The 16,731-nt window shown below is 61.4% G+C and carries 14 protein-coding genes; 10 read left to right on the forward strand and 4 right to left on the reverse strand.

What is annotated here, in order from left to right; translation table 11 throughout:
- Window positions 1-26: 26 nt before the first annotated feature.
- Both pdxJ and acpS read left to right on the forward strand, forming a co-directional pair.
- On the forward strand, window positions 27-851 hold the full coding sequence (gene pdxJ / locus FEU76_RS09490) for a pyridoxine 5'-phosphate synthase (protein ID WP_144982494.1): 825 nt from the start codon (window positions 27-29) through the stop codon (window positions 849-851).
- Window positions 852-1,229 (forward strand): holo-ACP synthase, encoded by a 378-nt coding sequence (gene acpS / locus FEU76_RS09495; protein ID WP_096923133.1) that lies wholly within the window; start codon window positions 852-854, stop codon window positions 1,227-1,229. It begins immediately after the preceding gene.
- A gap of 29 nt (window positions 1,230-1,258) precedes the next feature.
- Here the strand turns inward: acpS and FEU76_RS09500 are convergent, their stop codons facing one another.
- A complete protein-coding gene (locus FEU76_RS09500) occupies window positions 1,259-4,015 on the reverse strand; it encodes an ATP-binding protein (protein ID WP_144982497.1) in 2,757 nt (918 codons plus the stop codon).
- Between the two features lie 91 nt (window positions 4,016-4,106).
- Here FEU76_RS09500 and cysM point away from each other — a divergent pair, with 91 nt between their 5' ends.
- From cysM to FEU76_RS09540, 8 genes are all read left to right on the forward strand, one after another.
- Window positions 4,107-5,003: a cysteine synthase CysM gene (gene cysM, locus FEU76_RS09505; RefSeq protein ID WP_039177164.1), complete on the forward strand. Its 897-nt coding sequence runs from the start codon at window positions 4,107-4,109 to the stop codon at window positions 5,001-5,003.
- A complete protein-coding gene (locus FEU76_RS09510) occupies window positions 5,004-6,443 on the forward strand; it encodes a TRAM domain-containing protein (protein WP_144982499.1) in 1,440 nt (479 codons plus the stop codon).
- Window positions 6,444-6,489: 46 nt separating this feature from the next.
- Window positions 6,490-8,766: a GTP diphosphokinase gene (relA, locus tag FEU76_RS09515; RefSeq protein WP_039177160.1), complete on the forward strand. Its 2,277-nt coding sequence runs from the start codon at window positions 6,490-6,492 to the stop codon at window positions 8,764-8,766.
- Window positions 8,766-9,593 carry a nucleoside triphosphate pyrophosphohydrolase gene (gene mazG, locus FEU76_RS09520; RefSeq protein ID WP_039177156.1) on the forward strand — a complete coding sequence of 276 codons (828 nt, stop codon included), beginning with the start codon at window positions 8,766-8,768 and terminating at the stop codon, window positions 9,591-9,593. The genes relA and mazG overlap by 1 nt, the downstream gene beginning before the upstream one ends.
- A gap of 42 nt (window positions 9,594-9,635) precedes the next feature.
- The gene (gene ppc / locus FEU76_RS09525; RefSeq protein ID WP_144982502.1) at window positions 9,636-12,284 is read left to right on the forward strand and encodes a phosphoenolpyruvate carboxylase; all 2,649 of its coding nucleotides are present in this window, start codon (window positions 9,636-9,638) and stop codon (window positions 12,282-12,284) included.
- Between the two features lie 107 nt (window positions 12,285-12,391).
- Window positions 12,392-12,937, forward strand: coding sequence for a DUF924 family protein (locus tag FEU76_RS09530; protein ID WP_039177153.1), 546 nt, complete (start codon window positions 12,392-12,394; stop codon window positions 12,935-12,937).
- Window positions 12,938-12,961: 24 nt separating this feature from the next.
- Window positions 12,962-14,005 (forward strand): 23S rRNA pseudouridine(2604) synthase RluF, encoded by a 1,044-nt coding sequence (gene rluF / locus FEU76_RS09535; protein WP_144982505.1) that lies wholly within the window; start codon window positions 12,962-12,964, stop codon window positions 14,003-14,005.
- A gap of 16 nt (window positions 14,006-14,021) precedes the next feature.
- Window positions 14,022-14,315 (forward strand): DUF1294 domain-containing protein, encoded by a 294-nt coding sequence (locus FEU76_RS09540; RefSeq protein ID WP_229800729.1) that lies wholly within the window; start codon window positions 14,022-14,024, stop codon window positions 14,313-14,315.
- On the opposite strand, the gene FEU76_RS09545 is transcribed toward FEU76_RS09540, so the two are convergent.
- From FEU76_RS09545 to FEU76_RS09555, 3 genes are read right to left on the reverse strand one after another with little or no spacing between them, the layout of a single operon-like run.
- Window positions 14,293-14,967: an anthranilate synthase component II gene (locus tag FEU76_RS09545; RefSeq protein ID WP_144982508.1), complete on the reverse strand. Its 675-nt coding sequence runs from the start codon at window positions 14,965-14,967 to the stop codon at window positions 14,293-14,295. The two genes, FEU76_RS09540 and FEU76_RS09545, sit on opposite strands and share 23 nt — an antisense overlap.
- On the reverse strand, window positions 14,964-16,385 hold the full coding sequence (locus FEU76_RS09550; protein WP_081194062.1) for an anthranilate synthase component I family protein: 1,422 nt from the start codon (window positions 16,383-16,385) through the stop codon (window positions 14,964-14,966). Before FEU76_RS09550 ends, FEU76_RS09545 begins: the two co-directional genes overlap by 4 nt.
- Window positions 16,382-16,651 (reverse strand): Trp family transcriptional regulator, encoded by a 270-nt coding sequence (locus FEU76_RS09555; RefSeq protein WP_039177138.1) that lies wholly within the window; start codon window positions 16,649-16,651, stop codon window positions 16,382-16,384. Before FEU76_RS09555 ends, FEU76_RS09550 begins: the two co-directional genes overlap by 4 nt.
- Window positions 16,652-16,731 lie beyond the last annotated feature (80 nt).

The raw sequence follows: 16,731 nt of genomic DNA on the forward strand, positions 1-16,731 counted from the left end.
TGTGTGCCATCCAATGGAGAGTCACGATGCATCCTCCTCGTATTCTACTGGGTGTCAACATCGATCACGTCGCCACCCTGCGCCAAGCACGGGGCACCCGTTACCCGGACCCCGTTCAGGCAGCGCTGTTGGCCGAAGAGGCCGGTGCCGATGGCATCACGGTTCACCTGCGTGAAGACCGCCGTCATATCCAGCCCCGCGATGTACGCCTGCTGGCCGAGATGCTCAACACGCGCATGAACCTCGAAATGGCCGTGACCGAAGAGATGCTGGCCCTGGCCGAAGAAGTGCGGCCTGCCCACGTTTGCCTGGTGCCGGAAAAGCGCGAAGAGCTGACCACGGAAGGTGGCCTGGACGTGGTGGGTGGGTTCGAACAGATTGCCGCTGCCTGCCAGCGTCTGGCAGCCGCGGGCTGTGACGTCTCGCTGTTCATCGACCCCGATGTAGCCCAGGTCGACGCGGCCAAGCGTGCTGGAGCGCCTACCATCGAACTGCACACCGGTGCCTATGCCGAAGCTCGGCCGGGCAGCGAAACGGCCAACGCCGAGTATGACCGCCTTAGTGCAGCAGCGGTCCATGCCGTCTCGCTTGGGCTGGTGGTCAATGCCGGGCATGGTCTGCATTACCACAATGTGGAAGCCATTGCTGCCTTGCCGGGTGTCAACGAGCTGAACATCGGGCACGCGATCATTGCGCGCGCCCTTTTTGTGGGCCTGAAAGAGGCCATTCAGGAAATGAAGCGGCTGATAATTGCTGGCCAGGAGGCGGGCCTGATGGCCGCGCTGGATGCCCATGAACACGAGCATGCGCATGACGAGCATGATGGCCATCACGGCTGCTGCGGGCATTGAATGATCGTTGGCATTGGCTCTGATATAGCCCGCGTTGCTCGGTTTAGCCAGGCCCTGGAGCGCCACGGTGAGCGTTTTGCCGAACGCATTCTGGGCCAGCAGGAGCAGCAGGTATGGCGGGCCAAAGGCTGCCCGGTGGCTTATCTGGCCAAGCGCTTCGCGGCCAAGGAAGCCTTCGTGAAAGCCTTGGGCCTTGGCTTGCGCCAGGGCATGCAGTGGGGAGACATCCAGGTGCTTAACGACGCGCTGGGCAAGCCCGGATTACACCTGCATGGTGAGGCCCAGCGGCTCTTCGCAGCCAGCGGCGCCGCCACGGCGCACATTACCCTCAGTGACGAAGCCGAGTATGCCGTGGCGTTCGTGGTGCTGGAGCGCTGATCGCCCCCATCACATGCCGTTCTCCTTGTTTACTCCAGTAAGCCATCGCGGTATTGGGCAAGTCGCGTCATGGCGGCGTAAAGCTCTTCCAGCAGCGTATCGACATGGCGTAGCCCGCTGGTGCGTAGCCGAGTTTCCAGGGTTTCCACCAGCAGGGCCAGCTCTGGTGCACCGCAGTAGCGGCTGGCCCCGTTCAGCCCGTGCACCCAGTCCAGCAGTTCGTTCAGGTCGTCTGCCTGGAAAGCCTCGCGCATTTGTCGTTCGTGCTCTTCCAGGCTGTCGATCAGCCTGACCAACTGCTGCTTGGCCAATAATGTCTTGCCGCCTGCCAAGCGCGTCCCCAGGGCGAGATCCACGGCAGGCAGGGCGCTGGGCAATGCCAAGGGTTTTGCCAAGGGTTCTGCCAAGGGCTCTGGTGTGGCCGGTGGGGTATCTGCTTCAGTAGAAGTTGGCGTGATGTCTTGATACCCCGGGTCGGGCGTAATACCCAGAAACCGCTGCATGAGCTGCTGCAACTGTACGTCATTGATGGGTTTGATCAACACATCGTCCAGCCCTTCACTCAGCCACTGCTGGCGTTCGTTATTCAGTACGTGGGCGGTGACCGCGATGATGGGGCAGCGTGCCCAGCTGCCGTTGACGCGACGCAGCGCTTTGGTGGTTTCAATGCCGTTCATGTCGGGCATGCGAATATCCATCAGTACCATGTCGGCGGTATGCTGGCGCGCGAACTCCAATGCCTCTCTGCCGCTGGCAGCCAAGACGATGCGCAGCGTGCTGCTCTCCAGCATGGCCTTGAGCAGCTCACGGTTGGCAGTGTTGTCGTCAACGATCAGCAGCGTCAAAGGGGCGCCTTGGGAAGGCTTGTTGGCAAGCTCCAGGGGTTTCGGCTCCTGACCCGCTGGCAGTACCGTGGGCTGCAGCAAGCGTCGTACCATCGTGACCAGTTGGGCGCGGGTGAAGGGCTTGCAGAGCATGTCACCGCCATGGGGTAAGTCCCAGTGGGGCAGTTCAAAGCTGGTGGTGTTGGCCAGAATGATGACTGGGCAGGGGGTCTGGGCAATGATGTTCTGCCAATAGCCCTTACGTTCGCCGTCAAAATCATCGTGTTCGAGGCTGACCATCAGCAGTGCCTCATTGCCGGCATCGATGAACGATACAGGGCGTGCGCCCCAGCGTTCCAGCAAGTGTTCCAGCACGTTTCGAGTGGGCAAGTGAGGTTCGTGCAAACGCACGATCGGATTGTCCAGCACCAGTTCTGGAGGGCGCTCGTCTGCCTGATGGGCGAGCAGGGGGAGCGTAAACGAAAAAGTCGACCCTCTGCCCAACTCGCTTTCGACACCAATCTCGCCGCCCATGCGTTGAATCAGCTGGCGGCAGATCGACAGGCCCAGACCGCTGCCTCCAAACTGTCGGGAGTGGCTGGGCTCTGCCTGAGAGAAGGCGCTGAACAGCTGCTGCTGGTGTTCATCACTCAATCCAATACCGGTATCACTGACGCTGATGTGCAGGACGACGTGCTGACCCTCTTGGTTGTCCAGCATGACGCGCACGATCACATCGCCCTCATTGGTGAATTTGAGGGCATTGCCAAGCAGGTTGTTCAGCACCTGATGGATGCGTAGCGGGTCACCGCATAGCGGGGTCGGCACGTCGTCATACACCATGGCGACCAGGTTGAGCTGCTTGCGCTGCGCTTCTGGGGCATGCAGGCCAATCACTTCATCGACCAGCGCCACGATATCCACGTCCACTTCTTCCAGTGTCAGGCGGTCTGCTTCCAGTTTCGAGAAATCCAGCACGTCGTTGACCAGCATCAGCAGGTTGTCACAGGCCCGGCGCACATGGTCCAGCCACTCCTTTTGGCGGCTGTCGAGCGACGAGCGGCCCAGCAGCCGACAGAAACCGATGATGCCATTGAGCGGTGTACGTATCTCATGGCTCATGTTGGCCAGAAATTCAGACTTTACGGCGTTGGCTCGCAGCGCGCTGCGGTGTGCCAGATCAAGCTTGATGTTCTGCTCTTCGATGGTCTCCATGGATTCCTGGAGTTCACTGGTGGCTTGCTCGATCTGGCTCTGCATGTTGCGCCGGGCGTGCTGGAAATACTCCGCCAGCCGATTGATATGCTGGGCCAGTTGGCGCAGCTCGATGGGGTTGGCAGGAGTGATCTGCAGGCGGTCATCGCCTCTCGACAGTCGGTAAAGTGCCTGGCTGGCTTCTTCGATGGGGCGAGTAACATAGCGGCTGATGGCAAAGGCGATCAGAAACAGCAACAGGCCCAGCAGCATGCCGCCCAGGCTGAGGCTGGCAATCAGCTTGTAGCGCTCCAGCACCAGCGTGCGGATATCCATCTCGGCTTCCAGCCAGCCATTGTTCGTGCGCCCACGACCGCTCAGTGACTCGCTGGTCAGCGGTACCTGAACGCGCCACAGATCGTCTTCCATGGCGATGGTCGTCGTTTCCGGGGCGTGCAGTCGAGCCGGGGGTGGCAGCGAGGTACCCATCACCAGCAGGCGATTGCCTTGTTCATCGAAGAGGGTGACGGCTCGTAGGTGGCGCTGTTCGAGCAGTTTTCCCGCGAGGCTCTCCAGGCGTTGCGAGTCGCCATCGGCCATGGCCTCGCCCAGGCTGGGAGCCAACAGCTCGCCAGTACCGACCAGCCTTTCCTCGAGTACCGCACGGCCTGTGGCGTCGGCGTGAAAGACGAACAGAAACGCCATCATGGCATACACCAACAGTGGAAAACCCAGCAGGGCAAACAGCAGGCGCGTGTTTAAAGACATGAAAGAAGCTCATCGAATCCAGAAGGTTGCCTGTCCAGGCATGGGCAGCACCGATATAATGCAGCATAACGGTTACGATAAGGAATGTGTGATGAATTATCCCACGCTTGAAGATGTGGTCGGCAACACACCGCTGGTACGTCTGAAAAGAATCACGGCAGGCCGCAACAATACGCTGCTGGCCAAGCTGGAGGGCAACAACCCGGCAGGCTCGGTCAAGGACCGCCCGGCGCTGTCGATGCTCAGCGAAGCAGAAGCCCGTGGTGACATTCGTCCCGGTGATACGCTGATCGAGGCGACCTCGGGCAATACCGGCATTGCGCTGGCCATGGCGGCCGCCATCAAGGGTTACAAGATGGTGCTGGTCATGCCTGAAAATGCTTCCGCCGAGCGCAAGCAAGCCATGGCGGCCTATGGCGCCAGGCTCATCTCGGCGAGCAAGGAGGGGGGCATGGAAGAGGCACGCGATATCGCCGACGCCATGATTGCCCGAGGCGAGGGCAAGCCGCTCAACCAGTTTGCCAACCCGGACAACCCGCTGGCGCATTATCGCACCACCGGCCCGGAGGTATGGCGGCAAACCGACGGTGAGATCACACACTTCGTCAGCTCCATGGGTACTACGGGCACCATCATGGGCGTGTCACGGTATCTCAAGGAGCAGAACCCGGCCGTGCAGATCGTCGGGCTGCAGCCGGCCGATGGCGCCAGTATTCCCGGCATTCGCCGCTGGCCCCAGGAGTACCTGCCCGCCATCTTCGAAGCGCCGAGAGTCGATGTCACGCTGGACATCGCCCAGCAGGAAGCCGAAGAGCACATGCGTCGCCTGGCCCGGGAAGAGGGTATTCTGGCAGGGGTTTCATCCGGCGGCAGCCTGGCAGGTGCGCTGCGCATCGCCGAACAAACCGAAAACGCGGTCATCGTGTTCATCGTCTGTGACCGTGGTGATCGCTATCTCTCCACGGGCTTGTTCGCCCCGGAGGTATGAATGGCCATGTTGGGTAAGCGGCGGCCTCCACGCCCCGCCTCGGGCCATTCGGGCCTGGCACGCACGCCAAGTGGGCGAGCCGCAAAAGAGCAGACTGGCGAGCTCTCCGGTGCGCCGCTGGTCGTCGAGCGGCTGGCCCATGATGGCCGAGGGGTGGCCCACAACGCTGCCGGGAAGACCGTGTTCATCGACCGGGTGCTGCCCGGCGAGGAAGTGGAGGTCGCGGTCCATGTGACCCGCAAACGCTTCGATGAGGCGCATGTCAAAACTCTGCTGACTCCCTCGCCCCTGCGCGTGACGCCGCCCTGTGCCCACTTTGGCCAGTGCGGAGGGTGCGATTTGCAGCATATGGCACTCGACACCCAGCGCCATCACAAACGTGAGGTGGTCGCTGAGCTGCTGGCACGGCAGGGCCTGGCCCATGATGCCATCGGCTTGCTCCACGGGCAGACCACGGCGTATCGCCGTCGGGCGAGGCTGGGTGTCAAGGTGGATAGCCAGGGCAAGGTGCACCTGGGGTTTCGCGCCGCCAGCACGCATCGGCTGGTAGATATCGACGCCTGTCCAGTGCTGGTGCCTGCCTTGCAGGCGCTCATTGCCCCTCTGCGAGCGCTGTTGGCGAGCTTGGAAGCCCCGCGCTTGGTCGGCCACCTTGAACTGCTGGCGACCCCGGATGCGACGGTAGTGCTGGTGCGTCAGTTGAAGGCACAGTCTGACGATGAGCTGCGCTGGCAGCGTTTCGCTGAGCAGCACCAGGTACATGTCGGTGCCTGGCTGGGGCGCGAAGAGCCCCAGCTGCACTGGTATGGTGCGCCACCTTTGCTGAGAGAGCGCGTTGACATGCAGGCGCTGGGCATCGACGCCAGCACACTGCCATCCAACCTGTCGCTTGACTTTGTGCCGGGAGATTTTTTGCAGGTCAATGCCGAGGTGAACCAGCAGATGGTGGCACAAGTGGTAGGCTGGTTGGCGCCCAAGCCCGGCATGGTGCTGCTGGATCTGTTTGCCGGTATCGGCAATTTCAGCCTGCCGTTGGCCGCTGCAGGCGCCCGCGTTCATGCGGTCGAAGGGAGCCAAGGCATGGTCGAACGGCTGCGCGACAATGCCCATAACGCCCGCGATGCCGATGCAGTCCTGGCGGTCAGCGCGGAACAAGCGGATCTCAGCAATGCCGAGGCCGTGGCCAAGGTGCTGCGGCAGCACCCCGTGGATGCGCTGGTGCTGGATCCGCCGCGTAGCGGTGCCGAGGCGGTGTGTCAGGCGCTGGGCCGCCATCGCATTGCCAAGATCGCGTATGTTTCCTGCGACCCGGCAACCCTGGCTCGCGATGCGGCACATCTTGTGCATGCAGGGTATGCTATCAAGCACGTTGTCGTGGCCGACATGTTCGTACATACGGCGCACATGGAAACGCTGATGCTGTTTGAATATACGGGCTAGCGTGCCATTTGCAGCAAGCCGCCACCCAAAAGGATGAGTCATTGTCATGGTGAAAGTGCGTGAAGACCAGCCGCTGACAGAAAGCGGAAAGGTGGACATACAACAATGGTTAACGCGCCTTCAGGAAGATGTGCGCCTGCGTGAGCCCGAGCGCCTGCTTCAGGCCTGCGAGCTGGCCGACCAGTTGGAGCGAGAAGCTCCCCGCACCCATCGTGTGTGGCTGTCGCCAGGTTCCAGTTTTCGCATGGGGCTGGAAATGGCCGATATTCTGGCGGATCTCAAGCTCGATCAAGCCACGCTGGAAGCTGCCGTGCTGTATCGCGCCGTGCGCGAAGGGTTGCTGAGCCTCGACGCGGTGACCAAGCGCTTTGGCGATGAAGTGGCGAAGCTGATCGATGGCGTACTGCAGATGGCCGCCATCAGCTACCCCTTGGCGCCCAACCATGGCATGAGCCAGCATAACCAGCAGGAAAACCTGCGCAAAATGCTGGTCAATATGGTGGGAGATGTACGAGTCGCGTTGATCAAGATTGCCGAACGCACCTGCGCGCTGCGTCAGGTCAAGGACGCCCCCCGGGAAAAATGCCTTCAGGTGGCCAGGGAAGTGGCCGATATCTACGCGCCGCTGGCCCACCGCCTGGGCATTGGCCAGATCAAGTGGGAGCTGGAAGACCTCTCGTTCCGCTACCTGCATGAGGACGAGTACAAGGCGATTGCCAAGTTGCTGGCAGAGAAGCGCCTGGACCGCGACCGCTATATTCACGATGTGGTCGAAACCCTCAAGACCCTCATGGAAGCCCAGCATATCCATCGTTACGATGTCAGTGGCCGGGCAAAGCATATCTACTCCATCTGGCGCAAGATGAAGCGCAAGCGGATCGATTTTTCCCAGGTCCACGACGTGCGCGCCGTGCGCATTCTGGTACCCGAAGTCACCGACTGCTACACCGTGCTGGGTATCGTCCACTCCCGCTGGCACCACGTGCCCAACGAGTTCGACGACTACATCGCCAACCCCAAGAAAAACGGTTATCAGTCGCTGCACACGGCGGTCATGGGACCGGAAAACAAGGTGCTGGAAATTCAGATCCGCACCTTCGGTATGCACGACGAGGCCGAGCTTGGGGTGTGTGCCCACTGGCGCTACAAGGGCCACGATACCAATGCCAAGAGTCGCAGCTACGAAGAAAAGATCGCCTGGCTGCGGCAGGTGCTGGAGTGGCAGGACGAAGTGGGCGGCTTTGGAGACCTGCGCGAGGGGCTCTCCAGCGACGTGGCGCCGGACCGAATCTATGTTTTCACCCCTGACGGCCACGTGATCGACCTGCCGCGTATCGCTACTCCCATCGACTTTGCCTACCGGGTACACACCGAAATAGGCCATCGCTGCCGAGGTGCCAAGGTCAATGGGCGTATCGTGCCCCTGACCTACAAGCTCAAGACTGGCCAGCAGATCGAGATTCTCACCGCGACCAAGGGTGGCCCCAGCCGCGACTGGCTCAACCCCAGCCTGGGCTACGTACGCACCTCGCGGGCGCGGGCCAAGATCCAGGCGTGGTTCAAACATCAGGCCCGGGACCAGAACCTGGACGAAGGGCGCACGCTCTTCGAGCGTGAAATGCGTCGTCTGGATGTGGAAGGGCTCGACCTGCCAAAACTGGCCAAGGCGGTCAATTACCAGAACGCTGACGACATGTACGCCGCGTTGGGCGCCGGTGACCTGCGGATAGGCCAGGTACTGCATCAGGCGCAGCAGCTGTTTGGCGAGACCGATGACCAGGAGCAGTTGGACCGACTGCTGGCCAAGCCTCGCCGCCAGCCCAGCAAGGCCACCAAAAGCGACATTACCGTGCTGGGCGTGGGCAACTTGAAGACCAGCATGGCCAACTGCTGCCGACCGGTGCCCGGCGAGCCGATTGTCGGTTTCATCACGCAAGGGCGTGGGGTCACCGTGCACCGTCAGGATTGCACCAATATTCTCCAATTGCGCATGGAGGAGCCTCAGCGCATTATCGAAGTGGAGTGGGGCGAGCGCGCCCATACCCGCTACCCGGTGACCATCGAGATTCAGGCCTGGGACCGTTCGGGTTTGCTGCGCGATGTCACGGGCCTGCTGGGCAATGAAAAGGTCAATGTACTGGCGGTCAACACGCTGACCGATACCGACGAGGGCATTGCCCGCCTGCGCATCACCCTGGAGGTGGATGGCCTGGAGTCCCTGGGACGGCTGTTCTCGCGTATTCAGCAGTTGCCCAACGTGACCGAGGTTCGCCGCCTGCGTAACGCCGACCCCGAAAAAAGTGCCCGTAAAGGAGGGGCCTGATGCGCTACCGCCTGGAAGACCTGTTGACGCTGATGGCCGTGCTGCGTGACCCGCAGCAGGGCTGCCCGTGGGACGTCAAGCAGCACTGGGACACCATCGTGCCGCATACCCTGGAAGAAGCCTACGAAGTTGCCGATGCCATCGAGCGGCGTGCTTTCGATGAGCTGCCCGGAGAGCTGGGTGACCTGCTGTTTCAAGTGGTCTATTACGCCCAGTTCGCCGCCGAGGAGCAGCGCTTCGATTTCCACGATATCGTCCATACGTTGACGGAAAAGATGCTGCGTCGCCATCCGCATGTGTTTCCAGAGGGGACGCTGGCGTCTCGCCGCCCGCCTGGCATGAGCGCAGACGCCGTCAAAACCCAGCAGGTCAACAGCCGCTGGGAAGCGCTCAAGGCCGAAGAGCGCGCGCAGCGCAGCGTCGAAGAGGTATCGGTGCTCGACGATGTACCGCGTAACCTGCCTGCGCTGAGCAGGGCGACCAAACTCTCCAAGCGTGCCGCCCGAGTGGGTTTCGACTGGCCCGATGCCCGCGGCGTGCTGGACAAGATTCGTGAAGAGCTGGCCGAGGTCGAAGAGGCGCTGGCCGCCGGCGACCGCCAGCATGCGCAGGAAGAAGTGGGTGACCTGCTGTTTGCGGTCACCAACCTGGCGCGTACCCTTGGGGCCGATCCTGAGCAGTGCCTGCGCCAGACCAACAGCAAATTCGAGCGCCGCTTTCGCCATGTCGAAGGCGCACTTGCCAGGGCCGAGCGACCGCTGGGTCAGGCGACCCTGGAAGAAATGGAACACCACTGGCAAGCCGCGAAAGCCCAAGAACAACGCTAATATCTCACCATATCAACGCGACCCCGCAAGGAGGCCCCGCCAATGAGCCATGATCTACACGAGTCGCTGCGCGATAATGTCCGTATTCTGGGTGACAGTCTTGGGCGTACCATCGCCGATGATCTGGGCCAGTCGTTCGTCGACAAGATTGAAACCATTCGTGCCCATGCCAAGCGGGGTCGCCAGGGCGACACCCTTCAACAGCGGCAGTTGATCGAGTATCTGCGCCAGCTTCCCGAGCGCGACCTGCTGCCGGTCACCCGTGCCTTCAACCAGTTCCTGAACCTCGCCAACATCGCCGAGCAGCATTACCGCGCCCGGTTTCGTCGCGTGGAGGATTACAAGCCAGGCACCCAGCCGGTGCTGGGCGAACTGCTCAGTCGCGCCCAGCAGGCGGGCAACTCCCCCCGCAAACTGGTCGAAACCCTGGCCAACATGCGCGTGGAGCTGGTGCTCACTGCCCACCCCACCGAGGTCATTCGCCGCACCCTGATTCAGAAGTATGACGCCATCGACGAGTGCCTGACCGCCATTGAAAGCTCCGAGGATTACCCGGAGCGTGGCGCCCGCGCTCAGGGGCGGCTGGAAGAGCTGATCAGCCAGGCCTGGCACACCGACGAGATTCGTCACGAACGCCCCACCCCGGTGGATGAGGCCAAGTGGGGCTTTGCGGTCATCGAGAACTCCCTGTGGCAGGCGGTGCCCGATTTTCACCGCGACCTGGATAGCCTGTTGCTGGAAACGGCAGGCGAGCGCCTGCCGCTGGATGCGGCGCCCATTCGCTACGCCTCGTGGATGGGGGGTGATCGCGACGGCAACCCCAATGTCACGGCGAAGGTGACCCAGGAAGTCCTGCTGCTGGGACGCTGGATGGCGGCAGACCTCTATCTGCGCGATCTGGAGCAGTTGAAGACCGAGCTTTCCATGTGGAAGGCCAACAGCGCCTTGAAGGCCGAAGTGGGCGATGTCGCCGAGCCTTACCGGGAGCTGCTCAAGCGACTGTTGACCAGGATGGAAGCCACCCGTGACTGGGCCAAGGCACAGCTGGAGGGGCGCAACTACGATGGCGGACCCATCATCGAAACCCGCGATCAGCTGTATGCGCCGCTGCTGGCCTGCTATCGCTCGCTGTGCGATGTGGGGCTGGACACTATCGCCAACGGCGCGCTGCTGGATACGCTGCGACGGGTCGCCGTGTTCGGCGTTACCCTGACCAAGCTGGATCTGCGCCAGGAAGCGGGCCGCCATGCCCAGGTCATGGAAGAACTCACCAGTGCCCTGGGCCTTGGTCATTATCAGGAGTGGAGCGAGCCCCAGCGTCAGGAGTTCCTGCTTTCCGAGCTGGCCTCGCGCCGTCCATTGATCCCGCGCCGCTGGGAGTGTTCCGCCGAATCACGGGAAGTGCTGGATACGTTCAAGGTGATTGCCCAGGAGCATGCCGAAGCGCTGGGTACCTATATCATCTCCATGGCAGGCGAGCCTTCCGATGTACTGACCGTGGCGCTACTCATGAAAGAGGTGGGCGGCCAAGTGACGCTGCCCATCGCGCCGCTGTTCGAGACGCTCAACGACCTGGACCACGCCGGTGCTGTCATCGATCAGCTGCTGTCGCTGCCGGGTTACCGAGCGCTCACTCAGGACCGTCAGGAAGTCATGATCGGTTACTCCGACTCTGCCAAGGATGCCGGGCAACTGGCGGCGGCCTGGGCGCAGTACCGCGCCCAGGAAGCGCTGGTCAACGTGTGCGAGAAGCACGGCGTGGATTTGACGCTGTTCCATGGCCGAGGCGGTACGGTAGGCCGTGGTGGCGGCCCGGCCCATGCGGCGATTCTCTCTCAGCCGCCGGGGTCGGTGAACGGCAGCCTGCGGGTGACCGAGCAGGGAGAGATGATTCGCTTCAAGTTCGGCCAGCCGGACATTGCGCTGCGCTCCATGGAGATCTACGCCTGCGCGGTGCTGGAAGCCACGCTGCTCCCGCCGCCTGCACCACAACCGCACTGGCGCGAAGAGATGGACCAGCTGGCCAAGGTTGCCCACGCGGCTTACGTGGGCGTGGTGCGTGAAGACCCGGATTTTGTCCCCTATTTCCGCGCGGTGACGCCCGAGGGCGCGCTGGGCAGGCTGCCCTTGGGTTCGCGGCCCGCCAAGCGTCGCCAGGATGGCGGCGTGGAAACGCTGCGGGCGATCCCCTGGATCTTTGCCTGGACGCAGATTCGCCTGATGCTGCCCGCCTGGCTGGGCAGCGGTGAGGCCTTTGCCCGACGCCTTGAGGAGCCGGGCGGCCTGGAAGTGCTGCAAGAGATGCGCACTCAGTGGCCATTCTTTGGCACCTATCTGGACATGCTGGAGATGTTGCTGGCCAAGGCCGATGTGGCCATTGCGGCTTATTACGAGCATCGCCTGGTCGACGAGCCTGCGCTGAAGGCGTTGGGCAAGCAGCTGCGAGAACGCTTTGCGCGGCTGGAGCTGGTGGTGCTGGACATTCTTCAGCAGGAGCGGCTGCTGGAGAATACGCCGCTGATCCGTCAGGCCATCGATGTTCGCAACCCTTACATCGACCCGCTCCACGGCCTGCAAGCCGAGCTGCTGCAGCGTAACCGGGATGCTGACGGCGCCATCAGCGCCGATCTCTCACGGGCGCTGATGGTCACCATGGCAGGCATCGCTGCCGGGCTGCGCAATACCGGCTAGTCGCACCGTGGGCCAGCGCCGTCACTCCTCGGGTGGCGGCGCTTTTGTTTATGTTGGGCTGCTGTTTTCGTTGAGCTTTTATCGACGCACTCCAGGGGAGGTGCACCATGCACGCAGATGCTCAGGCCGTGATGGTCTTCTGGTTTCAAACCTTAGAGCCCGCTCAATGGTTCAAGAAAGACGCGAATATGGATCGACAGATTGGCGAGCGCTTTGGCCCACTGCTGGAGCGAGCAGCAGCCTGCGAGCTGTTTGAATGGCGCGGGACGGCCCATGGGCGGCTGGCGGAGATCCTCGTGTTGGACCAGTTTTCCCGCAATATTCACCGTGACGACGCACAGGCCTTTGCCAATGATGCATTGGCACTGGCGCTGGCCCAGGAAGCGGTGGCCAGCGGCGCAGACCAGTCGCTCTCCACCGTGGAGCGCAGCTTTTTATACATGCCCTACATGCACAGCGAGTCGCTTGCCATTCATGCCGTGGCCATGCAGCTGTTTGACCAGCCGGGCCTGGAAAACAACCTCGACTTTGAAAAGCGCCATCGTGTGATTATCGAACGCTTTGGGCGCTACCCGCATCGCAATGAGGTGCTGGGCAGGCCCTCCACACCTGAAGAAGTCGCCTTCCTCCAGCAGCCGGGCTCCTCTTTTTAACCCAATGGGATGACGTAGCGCTTTATGCCGTTAAGAACCTCTACCCGTATCAACAAGTACATCAGTGAAAGCGGCCTGTGCTCCCGCCGCGAAGCCGACCGCTTCGTGGAGCAGGGCAATGTCTATATCAACGGTCGCCGGGCCACCACGGGGGATCAGGTGGTGGCGGGAGATCGGGTCAAGGTGAACGGCCAGGAGATCGAACCGCAGGAAGAAGAAGACCTGGTATTGATCGCGCTGAACAAGCCGGTGGGCATCGTCAGCACCACGGAGTCTGCCGAGAAGGACAACATCGTCGAGTTCGTCAAGCACGGCACGCGTATCTTTCCCATCGGACGGCTGGACAAGGACTCCCAGGGCCTGATCTTTCTTACCAACAATGGCGATCTGGTCAACAAGATTCTGCGCGCCAACAATCATCACGAGAAAGAGTACGTGGTGACGGTGGATAAGCCGATCACCGATGAGTTCATTGCCGGTATGCAGGGCGGGGTGCCCATTCTTGGCCAGGTGACCAAAAAGTGTCGCGTGGTCAAGGAGTCTACTTTCGTCTTCAATATTACGCTGGTGCAGGGGCTGAATCGTCAAATTCGCCGTATGTGCGAATACTTCGGTTACGAAGTGACGCAACTGGTGCGTACACGCATCATGAACGTATCCCTGAAAGGCCTGGCGCTGGGCGACTGGCGCGATCTGACGCCCCGTGAGATCGAGACCATCATTGCCCTGACCGAAACCTCGCAAGCCGCACCGGAGAAGAAAAAAAGCGACAGGCCTGACTACAGCGGCAACAGACATGGCGCGAAAGGTAAACCACCGGCAGCGAAAAAGGCCTCACCAGGTGCCCGTTCGGGTGGCAAGAGCCGTCAGGACTCCAAGGGGAAAGTAGTCGCGTCGGGTAAGCCAGGCGCCAAAGCAAAGCCAACGGGAAAACCGGCTGCCAAAGGCAAGGGCAGGCCCGGCAGTAAACCCGGTGGCAAGCCGGGCGCGGGCAAGAGTGCCATCAAGGGTGGTCGACCTGGCGGGGGCAGAACAGCCGCCGGTAAGCCCTCTTCCCGGCGCAAATAGTCAGCCAGGGCCCATCATGAACTCATGGATGCTTTTCGGGCTGGCGCTCTATGCAGCGGCCAGCGTCGTGACTTATGCCACCTATGCATGGGACAAGCGGGCGGCGATCAAGAAGCGCCAGCGGGTGAGCGAAAAAACGCTGCACTGGCTGGCGCTGTTAGGGGGTTGGCCAGGCGCGTGGTGCGCTCAGCAGCAGCTGCGCCACAAGACCCAGAAAACCGCTTTTCGGCGAGTATTCTGGGTCACGGTGGTGCTCAACCTGGCCTGTCTGGCGGCTGTTCTGGCGCTTACGCAACCTTGGCCGAGTTGAACAGGAAGTTGGCGATCAGTTCCTTGCCGCCTTCGGTGGCAAACGACTCCGGGTGAAACTGAATGCCGTGGATGGGGTAGTCGCGGTGCTTCACGCCCATCAGCTCGAACTCGCCTGCGGCCTGCCAGGCGCTGCGCTCGGCAAAATGCTTGGCGGTCAGCGCGCCGACCGTGGCGGTCACTTCCAGGCACTCGGGTAGGGTGGTGGCGTCGGCAATCAAGGAGTGGTAGCGCATCACTTCCAATTGGTCGGGGACGCCCTGGAACACCGAGCGGTCATCGTGGTGAATGGGGCTGATCTTGCCATGCATGGGTAGCGGTGCCTTGACCACCTTGCCACCAAAGACATGCACGATTCCCTGCATGCCCAGGCACACTCCCAGCAGTGGCGTCGTCTTGCCGAGTTTTTCGATGACCTCGGCACACACCCCGAAGTAGCGCGGGTCGTCCGGCGAGCCCGGCCCCGGCGAAATGATGATGCGGTCCGGGGCCATGGCCTCGATGGCCTTGAAGTCGATCTGGTTGTTCCGCTTCACCACGATCTCGAAATGCGGCAGCTCCCCGCGATTCTTTTCGGTAGTGAGAATTTCACCGATGAACTGGTAGAGGTTGTAGGTGAATGAGTCGTAGTTGTCGATGATCAGCACCTTCATGCGGGGCTCTCCGTTTCCGTGCTCATAAAGGGGGCTAGCGCCTTGCGGGTACCGGCAAACTTGCGACGAATCTCCTCGTACTCATCCTCGGCATTGCTGTCGTAGACGTTGCCGCCGCAGGTTTGCACGTAGGCGCGTTCACCGTTGACGAACACCGTACGAATCGGAATGGCGAAGGTGCAGTCGCCATTGAAGGAAAACTGACCCACTGCGCCGCCATAGGGGCCGCGACCGTCGGTTTCCAGGTCGTCGATGATCTTCATGGCCTCGATCTTGGGAGCGCCGGTCAGCGTTCCGGCAGGGAAGTTGCTGGCCAGGGCGGAGAACATGTCTTCGCCTTCGGCGATGATGCCGACGATCTCGCTGGAGATGTGCTGTACATGGCTGAACCGCTTGATGTCCATCAGGCTGCGTACCTTCACCGTTCCAAACTGGGCCACGCGGCCGATGTCGTTGCGGTGCAGGTCCACGATCATGTTGTGCTCGGCGATCTCCTTCGGGTCGTTGAGCAGTGCGCGGGCCAGCTGCGTGTCTTCCTGGGGGGTCTGGCCACGGAGCGTGGTGCCCGCCAGCGGGAAGGTTTCCATTTCGCCCTGGCGCAGGCGAAACAGCAGTTCGGGGCTGGCGCCGATCAGCTTCTGTTCACCGAATTTGACGTAATACATCTGCGGTGACGGGTTGATGGTGCGCAGCTGGTCATAGAGCGCCAGGGTATCGCCCTGGATGCGAAAGCGCTTCTTGAATCCCACTTCACACTGGAACACCTTGCCGTCGATGATGTCCTGCTTCACTTTGGCCACGGCTTCGGCATGCTGGGCCTTGCTCATGGTGTCGCCCAGCGCGGTAATGCTGAGCGCCCCGGCAGGCTCGTCTGCTGCTTCGATCAGTGTCTGCAGAAAATCATAGCGGCTGTTGTCGTAGTAGAAGTAGGTGACTTCCCCGGTCATCTTGTCGAGGATCAAGCCATCCTTGTAAAGCCCGAAGCGGAAGGTATCGAAGTCGTCGCTGGCTTTCAGCGTCAGCGAAGGCTCGAAGTACTGCATGGCGTCGTAGCCCAGATAACCGCTTAGGCCGCCGGCATACTTGCGGGAAATGATGTTCTGCGGAATCAGGCTGCGCAGCAGCTCGTAGGGGTTCTCGCTGGTGTACTGCTCGGCCTGACCGTCGCGGTTCTCGATGGTCAGCGTGTGGCCATTGGCGTACAGCGTATATTCGGGATCGAAGCCAATGATCGAGTGGCGTGCCATATGGCTATCTTCGCCCAGCGACTCCAGCATGTAGCAGGTGTCGAAGCGGCGCTCGATTTTCTGAAACAGGGCGAAGAAGTCGCAGTCTGCCGCCAGCGTCACGTAGTGCGGTTTACGAGGCAGTGTAAACGGCGTTGGGCCAGTGGTGTTGGCCTGAGTGTGAGTGCTCATAAAGGGTCGTTCCGTGATGAAGATGACTGGTTCAGTGCGCGAGAGCCCCTGGATACCGTGGCAATACCGACCCCGAGGGTGTCGGCAATCTTGCGGTGGGGCACCCCTTCGTTGAGCAGCTTGAAAATCTGCAGGCGCTTGCTGATTTCCTGGTACTCCGCTGGTGTCAGCAGGCTGGCCAGCGCAGCGTCCATGGCCTCGGGGGTCTCGATGGCCACCAGATGGCGTACCAGCTCAGTCTGATAATGTGACGGAGAGAGGGTCATGAGTGAGTCACCAGCGGTCGATGTAATCCGTGTTAATGTACTAGTACGCTAGTACATTAACACGGATAAATGCCGGGTCA

The sequence above is a fragment of the Halomonas sp. C22 genome (genome assembly GCF_007655045.1).
In the GTDB taxonomy this organism is placed as follows: Bacteria; Pseudomonadota; Gammaproteobacteria; order Pseudomonadales; family Halomonadaceae; genus Vreelandella; species Vreelandella hamiltonii.